Raw genomic sequence first — 17,637 nt, forward strand, 5'->3', positions numbered from 1 at the left:
TTTGTCATCTTGAAAGTGCTACTCTGATGCGTTTGATTCTTCGCCCGGTTGACAACTGAAGGATATAGACGCCATCTGGCAGGTTGTCTGCTGCTACTTCGAGAGTCTTAGGGTGTCCGACCGTCACTGTTCCTTCAAAAAGTACTCTGAGAGCGACACCGCGCGTGTCATACAAACTCAGAACTGCTGCCCCAGATTCCTCGGCAATGAAGTTGACTTTGATTTTGTCTGAAAATGGATTTGGAAATGCCGTAAAAAGCGCGTCATTACTTTCTTCCTGTTCTACTGTTGATGACCCCTGAGCTTCAAGGGCCACACGTCCGGAAGCGCTTTGTTGATTGACGCTCCACACTTCGAGTCCCGAAAGATTAGCAGAGCCACCGGTGAATCCGAGGCTTACCGTTCCGTCATTAATGGTAGCTTGATACGGACCGAGTCTCCGCCACGTTCCTGTTGATCCACTGTTGTAATTTGCCAGTACCACAGTTCCTTCGAGAGAGATGGAGAAGATTTCCGGATTATTATCTTCCCAAACATAAACATAGATCTGATACACGCCTGCAGGGATCGAACCAAGTGTTGTCGTCCAGCCACGCCCCCAAACCGAGGAGCGTATCATCGTTGCACGATTTGCATCTGTTGATGGGACCAACGTCACGCTTTGATTTGTAAATGCCGTGCTATTCGTGAATGATAGGTTTGGAGCACTTGTTCCGGCCTCCCAGTTGTTGCCATCAATTGCCAATGCTGGTCCGTTTATGTTGATTGCGCGGTACAGCGTAGCAGCTGCAGGAGGACTGATCGTTAATGCAAACACATCGCTGATGCTTCCGCCAGCACCATCAGATGCGATCACTTGTATCTGAAGTGTGCCAACATCTCCGGTACCTGGCGTACCGCTAAATGTTCGCGTGCCAGGAGTGAAACTTAACCATGCGGGTAATGCACCACCAGGTGATAGGGATGATGAATAGCTGAAAATAGTTCCGATATCAGGGTCGCTGAATGTATTTGGAGGGAAAGTAAAATTAAACGGAGAACCTGCGTTAATACTTCGGTCAGCAATGGGATTGGCAACAATTGGCGGCTGATTTCCTACCGGTGCCCCTACACGCCACACCTCTAGTCCTGACAGATTGGAGGAACCACCAACAAATCCCAGATTTATAGTGCCGTCGTTTATAGTTGTCTGATAAGGTCCCAACCTTCGCCAGACACCTGTACCTACGCTATTGTAGTTTGACTGTATGGCTGTTCCTTCAAGAGAGATTGAAAAAGTTTCCGGGTTGTTGTCTTCCCACATGTACATGTATATCTGGTAGGTGCCGGCTTGAATTCCGCCAAGGGCAACTCCCCAGGTACGGCCGTAAACAGAAGATCGAATCATTGACGTACGATTCGCATCGGTCGTAGGTACCAGCGTGACAGTTTGGTTGGAGAATGCTGTACCGTTAGTAAATGAAAGGTTCGGCGCGCCTGTTCCCGTCTCCCAATTAATTCCATCAATAACCAGGGCAGGTCCATTTAGGTTGATGGCACGATATAATGTTGCCGCCGCTGCGGGATTAATGGTGAGCGTGAAAACGTCACTAACTGTTCCGCCTGCGACACCATCAGAAGCGGTCACCTGAATTTGTAATGTACCAACATCTCCGGCAGGTGGTGTGCCGCTGAAGGTTCGGGTTGAAGGTGTGAACGTTAGCCAGGCGGGTAATGAACCACTTGGGGATAGCGATGCAAAATAGGAAAGCGCTGTACCTGGATCGGGATCGGAAAACGTATTGGCCGCAAAGGCAAAGTTAAACAACGAACCGGCGACGGTACTTTGATCGGGTATCGCATTGCTGACCACCGGCGGTTGATTAGGTGCCGGTGTCCCTACACGCCATACCTCAAGTCCCGAAAGGTTGGCCGATCCGCCTGTGAATCCGAGGCTCACTGTTCCGTCATTGATGGTCGCCTGATAGGGACCGAGCCTCCTCCACGTTCCTGTTGATCCACTATTGTAATTTGCCAATACCACCGTTCCTTCAAGAGAGATTGAAAAAGTTTCCGGGTTGTTATCTTCCCACATGTACAAGTATATCTGGTAGGTGCCGGCGGGAATTCCTCCGAGCGTTGCTGTCCAGCCACGTCCCCAAACAGAGGAGCGTATCATCGTTGAACGATTTGCATCGGTTGATGGGACCAGCGTCACACTTTGATTTGTAAATGCAGTGCTATTCGTGAATGACAAATTGGGAGCGCTGGTTCCGGCTTCCCAGTTATAGCCATCAATTGTTAACGTAGGTCCGTTTAAATTGATTGCACGGTAAAGTGTTGTAGCTGCCGGCGGATTTATAGTCAGTGAGAATACATCGCTGACGCTTCCTCCTGCACCGTCGGATGCAGTTACCTGTATTTGCAATGTCCCTGCATCAGCAGCTGCCGGTGTACCGCTGAAGGTACGCGTGCCTGGAGTGAAACTTAGCCAGGATGGAAGGCTACCACTGGGTGAAAGTGATGCTGAATACGAAAGTACTGATCCGATATCGGGATCAGTAAAAGTGTTGGTGGGGAAAGCAAAATTAAAGAGCGTTCCCGCGTTGGTATTTTGGTCAGCGATAGGATTGGCGACCACCGGCTGTTGGTTTCCCGTCGGTGCGCCCACTCGCCACACCTCAACTCCAGAAAGGTTAGCAGCTCCGCCTGTAAACCCGAGACTTACTGTTCCATCGTTGATAGTGGCCTGGTATGGTCCAAGTCGTCGCCACGTTCCTGTCGATCCGCTATTGTAGTTTGATTGCACGACCGCCCCTTCCAAAGAGATCGTGAAAGTTTCCGGATTATTATCTTCCCAGACATACAGGGCGATCTGATACGTGCCGGCGGGAACTCCTCCAATCGTTGTTGTCCAGTTGCTGCCCCAAACTGAAGACCTGATCATCGTCGCGCGATTTGCATCGGTCGTTGGTACGAGTGTGACACTTTGGTTGGAGAATGCTGTACTGTTAGTAAATGAAAGGTTGGGTGCCCCTATTCCGGTCTCCCAATTGTTTCCGTCAATTGTTAATGCAGCCCCGTTTATGTTGATAGCGCGATACAATGTGAGTCCCGCTCCAGGATTAACAGTGAGTGCGAAAACATCACTTACTGTTCCACCGGCGATACCATCAAAAGCGGTAACCTGAATTTGTATTGTGCCAACGTCTCCCGGTCCGGGTGTACCACTGAAGGTTCGTGTTGCAGGTGTGAACGTTAGCCAGGCAGGCAATGAACCACTTGGAGAAAGTGCTGCAACATAAGAAAGCGTAGCACCTGCATCCGGATCGGAAAACGTATTTGCAGCAAAAGTAAAGTTAAACGATGCATTGGCAGATGTAGTTTGATCGGGTATTGCATTGCTAACTATAGGCGGCTGATTTGACGGCGGCGTCCCCATGCGCCACACTTCCAACCCTGACAAATTCGATGAACCGCCTGTAAAGCCGAGATTTATTGCACCGTCATTAATGATCGCCTGAAATGGTCCCAGTTTTCTCCAGGTGCCGGTACTTCCGCTGTTGTAATTTGACAGCACAGGTGTTCCTTCCAGAGAGATTGAAAAAGTTTCAGGGTTATTGTCTTCCCACATGTACAGGTAAATCTGGTAGGTACCTGCCGGAATTGCTCCAAGTGTAACACCCCATGTCTGGCCGAAAACGGAAGATCGAATCATAGTAGCGCGGTTCGCATCAGTGGCGGGCACGAGCGTCACGCCCTGGTTGGAGAAGGCTGTGCCATTGGTGATTGAAAGGTTCGGAGCGCCAGATCCATTCTCCCAACTGAAGCCATCGATAAGCAGCGCTGGTCCATTCAGATTAATGGCTCTATAAATTGCATTGGATCCCGGTTGTACATCGATGGTTACTGTCTTGGAGACGACGTTGAACAGTGATGTATTCGATGGAGTAAAAGTTACCTTCAGCGGTTGATCATCGCCAGCATTCAGTACTGTACCCGGAGCAGGATCGTATTCGAATGTTCCAACTACTGTGGTACCATTGTAACTAGCCGATGCATTCAGTTGTGACGAACCCAGCTCAGTTCCCTGAGTAATGGCTGCCGGCGGTGGCCAGGTTATTTCGGGATTAAGCATGATACCAGTGCAATCCGGATAAACTCTGACCTCTTTAGTGGTGGAGGCACCAGCTGCATCAGTAACTGTAAGAACGATCCTTGTATAATACGTTTGACCATCACATCCTAACGGAGATATGTGCGTTGTGGTGGATGGCGAAGTATCGATAGGATCGGGGTGCTCATGCTGGTTGTGATGAAGAATTGTTTGCCAGGCGTACGAAAGTTGCGCAGCGCTGTGTTCGTCATCAGTGACATCAGCCTGTAACTGATATATTGTTTCTCCCGTCATTGGATATAACGTACCATCTGCAGGACTGGTAATTGTGACGTTAGGTGGTTTATTATTAACCGATACATTTATAGTTGTTTCGTCTGTTGCATTTTGATTATCACGAACGGTCAGTTTTACAACATACTTTGTTGGTACTCCAGGTGGTGCAGAAAAAGTATGAGAAGGATTGGCGGTTGTGCTTAGCGCCGACCCATCGCCGAAGTCCCAGGAATAAGTCAATGGCAGACCCTCCGGGTCGGAAGATGTGCTCCCCGTAAACTGGATTAGCACAGGAGAAGTGGGGCCAAACGTTTTATCCGAAGAGGCAACAGCCACAGGTGGACGATTCGCAGTGTAATAGACTCTCCTTATTTCAGATCCAAAGTTTACGTAGTAGAGACCCTCGCCGGTCGGATTGGTGGCCATACAAACTACCGTGGCGCCACTGTTGATAAAATTTCTTACAGCGACAGGACGGTCATTACCATCTACCCTAAGATTCCGAATCCATCCTGAACTATAATCACCGAAGAAAAATGTGTTTTGATAATCCTCCGGGAAATCGGTACCAGCATAAAAGACACCAGCCACCGAAGCACTTCCGCCGAACTGCGGACCCGATACCGGAGAACCCGCAGCTCCAATGTTTACCTCAGTAGCGGTGTTGCCGCTGAATGTGCCCGTCCTTGAAGGACCTGAACCATGTTTCCAGTCAATCAATGGCCGGGTATGCACGAAAGTTGGGATTGATGAAGGTATCCCTTGTGAAGTATTGCAGGGATTATTGAATGTAGCGGTACCTGATGGTGTTTGCTGTTTTATCAGATCCTGAAAGTTAAAATACTGTTGACTGCATCCGCTGGTAAGGTACAATGGGTTTGGTGCAAATGTGTTTGCCATGTTGATTGTCGCAAACAGTGATGGAGTCAGACCTTCATAAATTGGCCAGCCAAAATTTATTCCAGGCTTATCCATCACGTTCAGTTCTTCCCAGGTATTGTACCCAACCTCTCCTATGTAAAACACTCCCGGGTCTCCGTCTTCAGGACTATGACTGCCCGTCCCATCCTTGTGGAACATTCGGAAGGGTTGTCGTAATCCTAGTGCCCAAACTTTTGAAACAGGAGCATCGGGTCGCAACGGATCGAAAAAGGGATTGCTAGGGATACCCAAACCGGTTTCAGGGTCGATACGAAGGATTTTTCCACTGAGGCAATCAAGTACCTGCGAGCGGAAAACACCAATGTTCAATTGTGGTGTAAGAATACCGTCGTCTAAAGCCTGCTGGTAGAATGAACCGGAATAACTACCGAGGTCAGTATTCGCTGCCGCACCATCACCGACCCCAATCAGCAGCGTATTGTCAGTTCCAAACGCGATGGCTCCCACAACGTGACTTCGGTCTGTGGAAGCTGGTCCCGTCGTCTTCGTTTCTCCAAGTAATATCTTTCTGCTGGCAGGATCCACAGTATATCCGTTACCTGATGGAGTGGCTGTGTATCGGGTTACCCTGCTTATAGTCGCACTATAGAAATCATTTGTTGCCGGGTTATATGCAGGCGTACCATAATTGATCAGATAGTGTCTGTCTACGAGGTAGTGGATGTAGAAGTATCCGTTTTGCTCGAACTGCGGGTGTAATACAAACCCCAGCAAGCCGTGATCCCACCATCCGCCCACTTCTTCGCTGATATCCAGCATCAGTTGCTTTTGATTATTGGCGACAACCCAAACCTTTCCGGCTCGTTCCCAAACAAACATCTTTGAACCGTCCCGATTGAAGGTGAGACCAACTGCTTCAGTCCATTGATTGGAGACAGTAACGGTGGCGAATCCCGCCGGCGGAGTCTGTGCGCTCACACTAGTGGCAAAAAGTGAAAGCGCATACACACAAATCAAACATTTGCTGTGTAATGCTTTTTTCATAAACAGTTAAACTTAATGAGGTGTTCGATTAACCGAGGCAATCGAATGTGCCGAGGTCGGTGGGTTCAGATTAAAAACTGATATTTTTTCTTCGGAGCCCTGCTTGCCTGCCGGACGCAAACGAGATAATTAATATAGTCTCGTGATTATAAATCTTTAGTGACAAGCATCATGATATGCAGAGACTTTAGGCTATTCAATGAAGAGTTTGTTCTTAATGAATGCATTGAAGTCAAATCATATGACGATCAACCTGCCAACAAGAAAAGCAGGGGCAAATTTTTCGTTGCGCGTACTTGAGTAAGCGATCATTAAAGTTCAGTAAAAGTTTCCGTACGTATTCATTTTGAAAGTATGTGATGGACCTCCAGAGATCTTATAGGTTTTGAATGCTCATCTTAATAACAAGCAGCCTTGATCTACAAGAAGTCTTCCCGCACAGGCGAGAAGCTATCAACAAGTCTTGCTTTTGCAGACAGTAGCTTTATGGTGTGCGGCACCCCTGAAGGCACCGAGAACATATCGCCAGCCTGCAGATTTTGATCCGGCTCTCCTTTACACATGAATACAATCTCACCGGACGCAACGTAGGTGATCTGCTCGTGAACATGATGATGGTATGGATCCGGTTCGCTCCAGGGCCCATTAAAGAAGTCGATGACTACGACCATAAGATTCTCTGTGTGCACCAGTGTCCGGCTGGCGCCTTCGCGAAAGACATGGGGCTCTACATTGGCTGCTTTCTGTACGGGCATTTGGATTTCTAAAAGTTAGAATTTACCAAGGTAAACATTAACTCTTTATTGCAACGACAGTTGGCAGTTATACAACGCCATTATTTGATCGTTCTTACCGTTGTGGCCTTGTCCACATAGCTGAAATTCCCAATAACCGTTCGCTGGAGGGTGACTTTGTACTGACCACCCGGAATCGCTGTTGTGACTGCTGTTTCTACTACACGTGCTTTTTCGTTTGCTTGAGCGTTCTTAAGCAATTCATTCATTACGCGTCCGTCCATCTCGTCTGGAATGGGGAGTTTGTTAATCGCCAGGATTGTAGGTACAATGTCTACGTTCGAGGTGGGCAGCTCGCTTGTAAAATTCTTTTTAAAAGCAGGACCACTGGCCAGTAACGCAATGTGAACTTCGTAGGGGCTCAATCCACCGTGACCAGCCACGCCCACAAATGTGCTCGTGCCTGCATATCCAAACTCATTTTTTTCAGAACTCCAGTTGTTGTCGATCAGTATGTCTGCTGCACGCGCAGGATGATTCCAGTGAATGGATTCAAAGGATAACGTTCCTGCTACGCTACCCTTCATGTCACCAGCTTTGCCCCTTGTGAAAACAGGGCCGACCCAGGGTTCAGCCTGAAGCGCCGAAACTATTTTCTGGATAATAGCCGGATCATGGTTGGCGACGAAGATGGCCTTGTCGGCCAGAACAACGTCTTCACTGTCTTTTGCCTTTTTCAAACCCTTAGCGATCAGAAAATCTTCGAGTTCTATCTTTCCGTTGTGGCTAATGAACCCGTGATCGGCAGAAACGATGATGTTTATCTTATCTGACAGATTTCTTGATTTGATCTCAGCGAGAATTCGTCCGAATTCCGCGTCGACCACTTTTATTGATTCCATTGAAGTGGGTGCACCCATACCGGCATCATGAGCAACTCCATCCGGATCGGCATACCAGATGGAGCTAACTAATGGACCGTCGGGTGCCAGACCGAATTTCATCCAGGCATCTGTGATCCATCGGTGCACGACTCCATCCACTTTGCCTGTAGGTATCGGACCAACTTCCCGGATAACGTCGTTCTTGAAGGATTCAGGAAGAATAAGTTGTGGATTAACAATCGCTCCACCACTTACCGTATGGTTTTGCATTAGCGCCTGACCCTGCGACCCTGAGCTGAAGACCATCATTCTCTGGTTGTGCTTTGCCAGCACTTCACCAAGAGTTATTGTCGTTAGCAAGTGACCGTGCGTAGCTTCTGAAATTTTGAACAAGTCTTTATAGTTGCCGGTATTCAATCCACTGGTAGGATTTACCTCCGGGAAGTACACGGTGTTACCCATAAGCCCGTGGGTTTGAGGATAGCTGCCCGAGGAATATGATGAGGCATTTACGCGTGTTACCGTTGGAAACACGCTGTGATGTTGCAGACCATAGCATCCGTCTTTTGAAAATGCGTAAAGGTTAGGCATTGCCTCAGCGGTGATGTAGTCGGGTCGAAGGCCATCGAAGAGCACGACCAATGTTTTTGTCTCGGTATCTGGAGTGGCCTGAGAAAATCCACTGATGGCAAGGAGCAGTAACCCCGCTGTGATGATGGCGATTCTAAGATTGTTCACGTGGTTCATTTGCCCGGTAAATAGCAGAATATACGTAAACAAAATGTTATGGCATCTTTGCTTTTCCGCTTGCATAGCGGGCGGCCACCTGTGGGCTATACGTGGACATGGAAAGACCTGCAATACCTGAATTTTAGTTTGATATATATCGCAGATACAGGCAACGTCCGGAAGGAAATCCCGTTACAACGAAACTGGTACGCGAAAAATGCCTTTACAATAGACCCAATATTGCATTTGACTGTATTCGTGGCTAGATTCAATTTTGGCTAACAAAACCCCCAGCATGAAAAAAGCCTTGAAAGTAATTGGCGTTGTTCTCGGCGCCATTGTCATCTTATTATGTGGTGTTCTTATTTATGTAGTGTCTGCATTTCCTAATGTAGGAGAGGCTCCTGAATTAAAAGTGGAGCTAACAGCAGAACGTATTGAGCGCGGCCGATATCTCGCCAACGCTGTCAACGTATGTATGGATTGCCACTCGACTCGTGACTGGAATAAGTTCTCCGGCCCGGTAATTCCAGGCACAATGGGCAAAGGGGGTGAACGTTTCGATCATTCAGTAGGCTTTCCCGGTGTATTTTATTCGCGGAATATTACTCCATCAGGTATCGGCCGTTATACCGATGGTGAATTGTTCAGAGTAATCACCAGTGGTGTTACCAAAGAGGGAAATGCGATGTTTCCGGTGATGCCTTATCCGTACTATGGACAGATGGATGAAGAGGATGTCTACTCGCTCATTGCATACCTTCGGACACTTGAGCCCATTGATAATGAGATTCCTGAGTCATCTGCGGATTTCCCCGTAAACATCATTTTGCGCACTATGCCTGCTAAAGGCACTCCAACAAAACGACCACTGCTGTCTGACACGGTTGCGTATGGCGCATATATGGCAAACGCTGGCGGGTGTATAGAATGTCACACTCCGACCAATGATCAGCATCAGATCATACGTGAGAAAGCATTTTCGGGCGGTCGTGAATTCGGCATGCCCGGAGGCTCAGTGATCAGGTCTGCTAACATAACCCAGGATCCTGAAACCGGCATTGGAAAGTGGAATCGGAGCGCTTTCATTCAGCGCTTCAAGGCTTACGCCGACTCTTCGTACACACCTCCGACTGTTGCTGCTGGTGAATTCAATACGATCATGCCGTGGATGATGTATGCGAACATGACGGAAGAAGATCTGGGTGCGATATACACCTACTTAAGATCACTTCCCGGTTATAAAAGTGAGATAACAAAGTTCACGCCTGCTGCTGCCGGGCAGTAAATCAGCTCGCCCCAATAGACTTCAGATAATCCAGAACTGGTTTCGCTCTTTCCTTTCCTTTTTCTGCATGAAAAAGGAGCGTGATTCCGTGCGGACCTTTGGATGATTTTAGAGAAGGAAAGTTTTCGAGCATCGGCTTTACGATGTCCAGTTTACCGAGCATTGTGGCAACGAAGATGTCCATGCGGGCGCCTTTGGAGATGAGGAATTCAGCCATGTCGACGAGTCCCATGTGACCTGCTGCGCCAATGGCTGATTCGAAATCTCCTTTGCCCCAATCCCAGGTGGCATTTAACAGGTTTGGTTCTTTTTCGAGAAGTTCTTTTACCCGTGCGAGATCGTGATGGGCACTTCTTACGAAATCAAGAACGAGATCTCCGCTTAAAGGAGCGGGACGTTCCTGCATTGCGTGTTGAATGTGGTAGCCCGGGAGCGAGAACGGTGCGGCACACAGTGCTGCCCGTTGTATGAAAGTCCGTCTGTTTGTTTTCATGGCGTTGTGTTTTGGTGTTGTATTTTTGAAAGCAAAATCACTCTTAGTACCAGAAACTTCATTCGGATTCGCGAATCTGTAGTAGTTATTGGCAAATTGTAGTGTCATTGCCCGTAAAAACAATCGACACATGAGCTCTTCTATGATCCTGGTATTCGCGTTGTGCATGGCTGCGTGCGCACACGCGTTGTATTGGTCATTAGTACTGATTCGGGTGAGCGACCGGCTTTCAAATCTGATGTTGTCGGGGTTGCTCGTGTCGCTTGCTCTCAGGGTTGGCAAGTCGGTAACGATTTTTGTGATTCCCGAAGCTATGATCCCGGCTAACGTTGTGGGGTTGCTAGGAATGTCGTGGGCCGGACCGTTTACGCTTCTATTTGCACTTGCCTTGTTCGACAGCAGTTTCCGCTTTAGACGTATTCATTTATTGCATTTTGTTCCTGGTGTCATTGCTCTTGGCTTTGCAATCATGGGCCATTGGATCGTCTATCGGATATTTACGGTCCATCTCTTTATATATCTGATTGCGACGGCCGTTTGGTTGATTAGAAACCGATCGTCGCACAGATCGGACGATGACGCCTGGCGATGGGTATGGTACGTCACGGCGGGTACATTTATTTTGTGTATCACCTTTGGTTTGCAGCTTACTTTTTATCAACCCCTGATTTACCGGCTCATCGTTCTTTCCGCTACCGTCATATTTTATGGTCTCAGCTGGTGGGCCATTGGCCATGCGCGCTTGTTCACGCCACCGAGAAAACAGAAAGCGGTAGTTGATTTATACCGCGACGTCGGAATTCGGATTGAACAACTGCTAACGCAAGAACGGATCTTTGTTGATCCTACTTTGAATGTTTCCGGGCTGGCACAGCTGCTCAAGGTGCCACCTTATGTTGTCTCGCGCGCGGTGAACAGTACATTCAATAAGACATTCTCCGAACTTCTTACGTCGCATAGACTCAGGCATGCCGAAGCAAGGCTGATATCGGATAGTGACAAGTATACAGTTGAGGGCATAGCATTTGAAAGCGGGTTCAATACTGTATCATCATTTTATACGGCATTCAGAAAACAACACAACATGACTCCGATGCAGTATAGGAACTCTGGTCGTTTACTGGATGATCGACAGGCTTAGACTTCAACACACGTTAGACAACTCACTCATGAATGAATTGGCGGAATTTATTAAGACCCGTAACAACGGGGGTCTTGAAAAAGAATTGAAAGCGAATCCTTTGTTGGCGAGCGCGCCAACTGAACAGGGAATATCGTTGCTGCAATTTGCGGCTTACTATAGAAATCAGGAGGCGATCGAAATCATTCTCCGATACAAAGATGGAGTAGATATTTTCGAAGCCGCTACTGTCGGCGATGTAGCCACAGTGCAGAGGCTTTTGACGAAACAACCTGATCAGATTAATTCGCTTTCAAGCGATGGATTTACTCCGCTTACCCTTGCATCATATTTTGGACAACTGGATGTGGTAAAGCTTCTTCTGAAAAATCATGCGGATCCCAATATTGCTGCGAGCAACCAGATGCACGTTGCTCCGTTACATTCCGCCTGCGCGATTTCAAATTATGAAATTGCTGCCTTGTTGATCAAAGCTGGCGCTGATGTAAATGCAAGGCAGCACTCGGGTGTAACGCCGCTTCATTCGGCAGCGCATAATGGCCAGGCGAAACTTGCAAAGTTGTTGATTGATAACGGATCAGATGTGAACGTGAAGTCGGATGCCGGTCAGACTCCTTTAACCATGGCGAAAGAGAAAGGTGATGAAGAAACCGTTCAGCTGATCATTAAGTACGGAGGTTGTTGATTTGGTACTCTACAGAGTAACTTGCATCATAATACGTTAAGTATATAGCAGTCGAAATTCAGTCAGTAACTTCTTAGTCCCAGTCACTATCCCAATGACTGTGTCCACTACTACTGGATTCAAGGCCGTGTGTAGCAATGGGAACTTTGACATACGTGCCTACACCCATTCTCTTTTCATTCCGCAGGAAGATCATGCGATAATCAAATCCCAGATAGTAGTTGACCCAGGAAGTTACTTGCAGACCTAGCTTAGCGCCGCTTCCTTTACCAACCTGAAATACCGGTCCGGCGGATATCCCGGCAACACCAATGCCTGTTTGAAATTCGGAGTAGAACCTGGTTTTCTTACGATCGAATTCAATACCGAAGTCAACACTGTAGGGCCATTTGTTAACGTTCCAATAGGCAGTTTCAATGGCAAAAGAAACGCTTTTCTTTTGGCCGCCTCCGAAGTTGACGTGCAGCATTGGGCCAATCGTCCAGATCGACTGTGCGCTCGCGTTCAGGCTTGTTACAAGTAAAAGGGCGATGACTAGTATTTTATGAATTCTCATGTGCTATTCATACCGAAATAGCGCATTCCTTGTTGTTGCCATCTTACGTTCTGTTACTAAACCTGTCGTCTGATAGTTTCGTGATCAGGTTCAAAATAGCCTTTTGCGGAGTCGTTTTCGGCCTGGAATGTCTTAGGCAGTGGTGCTGGATTCCATCAGGAAGGAGTGGTCATCCCCGGTTCCGTTGAACGACAATCCTGCATATTACATCAATGCGAATAACTGATGACAAGTCGTCGCAACGCGATTGAAGAGATCATTTATTCGCCGCGAGCAACAGTTTTAAGAACTCATCTATTTTGCTGTCTTCAATCCACCTTAATACCACTACCAGATCATTCACAGGATCGACATAAATAAGATTTGTTCCATTGCCGACGTGACCGAACGCCTTATCGGGTGCGCTGGGCCATTGTTTCTTATCGGTGTTTAGAAACCAGTTCATAAATCCGTAGGTCGGCTGTGGTGCTGATGGTGATTGAGCAAGCTTATTCCACTCTGCCGACACAAGCTGTCGATCGTTCCATTTACCATTGTTGAGGGTGAGATATCCAAATCGCGCCATGTCATAAGCATTCAGAACCATGCCTCCTCCCCAATGACCGCCACCTGAAACGGATTGAACGATCTTTCCATCAAGTACGATCCAGGAATTTTCATAACCATACCACCGCCATGTGTTTGATGCACCTATTGGGTCCATCACTTCTTCTTTCAAAACATCTGGCAATGGTTTTCTCCAGACTGACAGCGTTGCCAGAGCAAGTGCATTTACACGGGTGTCGTTGTATTCGTAGACCGTTCCGGGCTCATTTCGTTTTGTCGCCCATTCCTTATAGTCATTGCTGGGACGATCGGCCCAGTCAGGTTTGCCCCACAAGGTACCTTCCCAGTCACTGTTTTGCTGAAGCATCTGGCGCCAGGTGATCGTCCTATTGTGTGGTGTGTTGAACGGCTCTATGAAATCAGACTTCTTGTCGAAAGCATCTGCTTTGTCGCCAGTAGGCATAGGGTTATAGAGCAGGATGGGAGGTACGTACTTATAGACCTGGTCGTCGATACTGTTGATTAACTTTCTATCGTGAGCGAGGCCCACCACGGTTGCCAGGAAGCTTTTGGTCACGCTGTTCGTGATGTCGATTCGGGAAGGATCGCCCCATTCGGCGATTACGTAACCATTCTTGATGATGATGCCCGTCTGCTCACCACGATCCTTCAAAGGGCCAACGGCATCTCCGAATGGCTCGCGACCAAAGCTTCTGTAGTGATTGAGTTTGAGATCTTTTGGTGCAGCGCTTTCACTGGCAATCGCAAAATCAATTGCTGTTTTTAACTGGGTAGCATTGACGCCAGTTTCCCCGGGAGTCTTCTTCGTCCATTCCTTTCCAGGGTAGTATCGTATTGGTTCAGTCTGTCGTCTTGATTTCTGGGCGATCAAATGATTTGAAACCATGACCAATAACATGATCATCGAGCAGCGACTCCAGCAAGAAATGATAATCCAACCTTTCAGTGGAGAACGTGGATCCAGATAATCATTTGCATTAGCCGGCTGCAATGTTGGTGTGTGCATCGTATTTTGCGTTCCAGCGTAAAGTAGCATTTCTCCGGTGAAACGAAAAGACTGATACGCCCTGATTGACGAAAAGCAATAGCTAATTGATCATCCTGTAGATAGTCCACTTCTGTGAACCTGGAACTATATAAGGCGCAATTGCATCGCTGAATTGTTTGAACTGCGGTTGGCGCATATCATCTAAGGCCTTCTCAAAGTCAGAAAGTGAATCAAAGAGATACTCGTCCAGAATATGTGATGGCGATTCGCCGATGTGTCCAACGCATAATCGGTTCGTTGAGACCTTGAAATGCGATGACCTGAATTTTTCTGCTCCCCATGCTTTAATAATATCCAATGCTTCCTTTTGTTTCCCGAACAAAATGGTAAGCGACCATACACAGTTGTACATAGCCGAAGATGTTAGTGTAGTCTTAAGTTAAGGCTTTTCCGCAGAGTTGCAGAAATTCTGCTAATCCGGCGTACAGGAATTTGAGAAGCTACTTTGACTCCAGACGACTTATGATAAGTTTCAAATCACTTTCATTCCGGAGGTCTGGCTGATGGGCTTTGATATATTGATCAATCTGCTTTTTCTGATCAGGGTAGATCCGATAAAGAGCAGACGAGGATGGGAGATGTATCTGCCCGCGCGTGTCAATGAGGTAATACTGGTTTTGAGCTGCAAACTCGCGATCATAGTCGGCGATGTTGTTAGCAACCTGTGAAGGATTGTAGTTGTCAGCTATATTTTTTTTCACCGATGCGCTGGGGCTTTGAGAATGAACCAGAGCAAGTTTACGAACCACCCCCACCGATACAGGACCATTTAAAACAATTTCGATGAATCCTTCAGGCCTCTTTAGAAATGTTGTACTTCCCAGTATGCAGGTAGAAATGAAGTCGCTGTTTGATGCCTTCAAAGTATCATTGCTAACAATAGCCTCGAGATCGCCACTCAGCCGATTGTAATTTAGTGCATTGCCATAAGTTTTCATTTTTCCATCCTGATAAACAACTGTTCCATCCTGAAACTCATTGAAGCGGTATATGCTGTCGCGCAAAATCTTGAAAGCAAGTTCGTTCGCGCGGACAACCATGCGATTTTCTTTTCCTGAGCTAAGACGTCTGAGGCTGTTACAGTATTCAACAACCTCCAAAAGGTCCTTTTCCAGGTTGAAGTTAGTCGAGTGCGTTTTTACAAACTCGTTGATCCCCTCTTTGTGTTCACTAAACATTTTCGTAAGAACATTTTTGGCAGGAACAAGTGCTTGTCGTTCCTCATCGAGGAAGTAATATGCCGAAGCGTTGATGTAGTATTTGTCTACGGTCGAAGGTCTACCGCGCACATCGCCACCGGCTGCAAGATTGCTTGGAACTGCATAGCCATTGGCGCGATCCATGGAATATAGGTGTAGCATCGTGTGTGCCGCCAGAACGATGTCACCCTGAACCAACACATGCAGATAGCCGATCTTCGGAAAATAGTAGAATACATCATTGCCGACTTCAATAGAGCGGATCGTTTTCAGTGCCTCCAGCTGAGAGGTGTCTCCGTTAGCTTCGATCAGATCCATCTGACCATAATAGAGATTGTAATTTAGTTTCAGTTGCTGCTGAGGAGTGAATCCGGTGAAATAGGTTATGCGGCCCGGTTGAAAATTCCTGAACATATAGATGCTGTCCCACCATGATAACGTCTGAGGGAACGCGTTGGCGGGCTGCTTCAGTATTTCAAACGTGCCTTGAGAATCCTGATTGGATTGGGCTAAAGAACAAGGAATGGTCAGTTGAACAAGACAAAAGGCTAAAGTTACCGCACGGGCAAGTTTCATAGTTACAACGATGTTAGTGCTTGCGATATAAGGTACTAAGACCTGTTTACAAATACAATCGGTGTCTACGCTGCCTGTTGCTGCCTACGACTAGCTGTTGTTTTGCAATTCGCTATATCAGGTATTCGAAGAGATTTTCGTTCTGATTGACCAGCGTGTAGTTAAGCTTGAAACCATCCATGCGCGCAATCAGAGCATTGAAATCGTCCTTTGATTTCACTTCAATTCCGATAAGCGCAGGGCCGCTTTCCTTGTTATTCTTCTGAATGAACTCGAAGCGCACGATATCATCATTAGGTCCCATGATGTCGTTTACAAATTGTTTCAGCGCTCCCGGGCGCTGAGCAAACCGTACAATGAAATAATGCTTAAGACCTTCATAGAGCAGTGACCTTTCTTTGATCTCCTGCATGCGGTCGATATCGTTGTTGCCGCCACTGAGTACGCAGACGACTTTCTTTCCTTTAATCTGAGTGGCGTACTGATCGAGGGCAGCGATTGATAGTGCGCCCGCAGGTTCGGCGACAATAGCGTCCTCGTTGTAAAGCTGAAGTATTGTAGTACTGATCTTTCCTTCGGGAACGAGAAGCATATCGCTGAGAACATCTTTACCATATTCGAAGGTCAGGTCGCCAACCTTCTTTACAGCGGCTCCATCGACAAATCGCTGAATCTCATCAAGCACGACGGGACGTCCTGCTTCCAGCGCTTTTTTCATTGAAGGTGCACCGAGCGGCTCGACACCAATGACGTTTGTATTCGGTGAAAGTGTTTTGAAATAGGTACCTACACCGGCCAGCAGCCCGCCTCCACCAACGGGGACGAAGATGTAGTCGATGCCGGATAGTTCATCCAATATTTCTTTTCCTACGGTGCCTTGTCCTTCAATCACTTTTGGATGATCGAATGGCGGAATAAAAACCATGTTGTTTTCACGCGTGAATTCAAGAGCGTGTGCCTGACACTCGTCGAACGTATCACCGATCAGAACGATTTCGGTGTTGCTGCCTCCGAACATCTTTACCTGGTTGATCTTCTGCTTCGGCGTGATTGCAGGCATGTAGATCACGCCTTTGATGTCGAGGTGATGGCAGGCAAATGCAACGCCTTGCGCATGGTTGCCGGCGCTTGCACAAACCACGCCGCGACGACGCTGTTCTTCGGTGAGGCTTTGAATCAAATTATATGCGCCACGAATCTTGTAGGAACGCACTACCTGCAGGTCTTCACGTTTTACATAAATCGATGCCTGGAACTTTTCAGAGAGTTTGCGATGAAACTGCAATGGTGTTTTCAGCACCACATCCTTCAGCGTTTCGGCCGCGGCTTCGATGTTCAGGGTTTGTGTCTTCGATAAAGATGTCATGGCCTTGTTTTAACAAACTGCGCCGTCGATGTCGACGGCGCAGGAATTGATTTGATCGTATTTTGATGATTCC

12 protein-coding genes are annotated in these 17,637 nt (G+C 47.4%); 3 read left to right on the forward strand and 9 right to left on the reverse strand.

All coding sequences use genetic code 11. The annotated features are described in order from the left end of the window. Positions 1–4: 4 nt before the first annotated feature. From WBG78_RS24690 to WBG78_RS24700, 3 genes are all read right to left on the reverse strand, one after another. Positions 5–6,298: a putative Ig domain-containing protein gene (locus WBG78_RS24690; RefSeq protein ID WP_337329185.1), complete on the reverse strand. Its 6,294-nt coding sequence runs from the start codon at positions 6,296–6,298 to the stop codon at positions 5–7. 419 nt (positions 6,299–6,717) lie between these two features. Continuing rightward, positions 6,718–7,053 carry a cupin domain-containing protein gene (locus tag WBG78_RS24695; protein WP_337329186.1) on the reverse strand — a complete coding sequence of 112 codons (336 nt, stop codon included), beginning with the start codon at positions 7,051–7,053 and terminating at the stop codon, positions 6,718–6,720. An 80-nt stretch (positions 7,054–7,133) separates the two neighbouring features. Further along, positions 7,134–8,654: an alkaline phosphatase family protein gene (locus tag WBG78_RS24700; RefSeq protein ID WP_337329187.1), complete on the reverse strand. Its 1,521-nt coding sequence runs from the start codon at positions 8,652–8,654 to the stop codon at positions 7,134–7,136. Positions 8,655–8,940: 286 nt separating this feature from the next. On the opposite strand from WBG78_RS24700, the gene WBG78_RS24705 reads away from it, so the two are divergent. Continuing rightward, entirely contained in the window at positions 8,941–9,933 is a 993-nt protein-coding gene (locus WBG78_RS24705) for a cytochrome C (RefSeq protein WP_337329188.1), read from the forward strand. A 1-nt stretch (position 9,934) separates the two neighbouring features. Here the strand turns inward: WBG78_RS24705 and WBG78_RS24710 are convergent, their stop codons facing one another. Beyond that, complete coding sequence (locus WBG78_RS24710) at positions 9,935–10,426, reverse strand: hypothetical protein (RefSeq protein WP_337329189.1); 492 nt, start codon at positions 10,424–10,426, stop codon at positions 9,935–9,937. A 130-nt stretch (positions 10,427–10,556) separates the two neighbouring features. On the opposite strand from WBG78_RS24710, the gene WBG78_RS24715 reads away from it, so the two are divergent. After that, complete coding sequence (locus WBG78_RS24715) at positions 10,557–11,567, forward strand: AraC family transcriptional regulator (protein ID WP_337329190.1); 1,011 nt, start codon at positions 10,557–10,559, stop codon at positions 11,565–11,567. Positions 11,568–11,595: 28 nt separating this feature from the next. Further along, a complete protein-coding gene (locus tag WBG78_RS24720) occupies positions 11,596–12,252 on the forward strand; it encodes an ankyrin repeat domain-containing protein (protein WP_337329191.1) in 657 nt (218 codons plus the stop codon). Positions 12,253–12,325: 73 nt separating this feature from the next. Here WBG78_RS24720 and WBG78_RS24725 read toward each other — a convergent pair whose 3' ends face one another. The 5 genes from WBG78_RS24725 to ilvA all read right to left on the reverse strand — a co-directional run bounded on the left by WBG78_RS24725 (position 12,326) and on the right by ilvA (position 17,564). After that, the gene (locus WBG78_RS24725; RefSeq protein WP_337329192.1) at positions 12,326–12,808 is read right to left on the reverse strand and encodes a hypothetical protein; all 483 of its coding nucleotides are present in this window, start codon (positions 12,806–12,808) and stop codon (positions 12,326–12,328) included. Positions 12,809–13,064: 256 nt separating this feature from the next. After that, the gene (locus WBG78_RS24730; RefSeq protein WP_337329193.1) at positions 13,065–14,261 is read right to left on the reverse strand and encodes a serine hydrolase domain-containing protein; all 1,197 of its coding nucleotides are present in this window, start codon (positions 14,259–14,261) and stop codon (positions 13,065–13,067) included. Between the two features lie 202 nt (positions 14,262–14,463). Beyond that, a complete protein-coding gene (locus WBG78_RS24735) occupies positions 14,464–14,775 on the reverse strand; it encodes a hypothetical protein (RefSeq protein ID WP_337329194.1) in 312 nt (103 codons plus the stop codon). Positions 14,776–14,863: 88 nt separating this feature from the next. Continuing rightward, positions 14,864–16,198 carry a hypothetical protein gene (locus WBG78_RS24740; protein ID WP_337329195.1) on the reverse strand — a complete coding sequence of 445 codons (1,335 nt, stop codon included), beginning with the start codon at positions 16,196–16,198 and terminating at the stop codon, positions 14,864–14,866. A gap of 112 nt (positions 16,199–16,310) precedes the next feature. Continuing rightward, positions 16,311–17,564: a threonine ammonia-lyase IlvA gene (ilvA, locus tag WBG78_RS24745; protein WP_337329196.1), complete on the reverse strand. Its 1,254-nt coding sequence runs from the start codon at positions 17,562–17,564 to the stop codon at positions 16,311–16,313. Positions 17,565–17,637 lie beyond the last annotated feature (73 nt).

The organism is Chryseolinea sp. T2, from assembly GCF_037203685.1.
Lineage (GTDB): Bacteria > Bacteroidota > Bacteroidia > Cytophagales > Cyclobacteriaceae > Chryseolinea.

Coding starts and splice junctions, on each gene's coding strand:
- WBG78_RS24690 (WP_337329185.1), bottom strand. CDS start 6,298: ATGAAAAAAGCATTACACAGCAAATGTTTGATTTGTGTGTATGCGCTT.
- WBG78_RS24695 (WP_337329186.1), bottom strand. CDS start 7,053: ATGCCCGTACAGAAAGCAGCCAATGTAGAGCCCCATGTCTTTCGCGAA.
- WBG78_RS24705 (WP_337329188.1), top strand. CDS start 8,941: ATGAAAAAAGCCTTGAAAGTAATTGGCGTTGTTCTCGGCGCCATTGTC.
- WBG78_RS24710 (WP_337329189.1), bottom strand. CDS start 10,426: ATGAAAACAAACAGACGGACTTTCATACAACGGGCAGCACTGTGTGCC.
- WBG78_RS24715 (WP_337329190.1), top strand. CDS start 10,557: ATGAGCTCTTCTATGATCCTGGTATTCGCGTTGTGCATGGCTGCGTGC.
- WBG78_RS24720 (WP_337329191.1), top strand. CDS start 11,596: ATGAATGAATTGGCGGAATTTATTAAGACCCGTAACAACGGGGGTCTT.
- WBG78_RS24725 (WP_337329192.1), bottom strand. CDS start 12,808: ATGAGAATTCATAAAATACTAGTCATCGCCCTTTTACTTGTAACAAGC.
- WBG78_RS24730 (WP_337329193.1), bottom strand. CDS start 14,261: ATGGTTTCAAATCATTTGATCGCCCAGAAATCAAGACGACAGACTGAA.
- WBG78_RS24735 (WP_337329194.1), bottom strand. CDS start 14,775: ATGTACAACTGTGTATGGTCGCTTACCATTTTGTTCGGGAAACAAAAG.
- WBG78_RS24740 (WP_337329195.1), bottom strand. CDS start 16,198: ATGAAACTTGCCCGTGCGGTAACTTTAGCCTTTTGTCTTGTTCAACTG.
- ilvA (WP_337329196.1), bottom strand. CDS start 17,564: ATGACATCTTTATCGAAGACACAAACCCTGAACATCGAAGCCGCGGCC.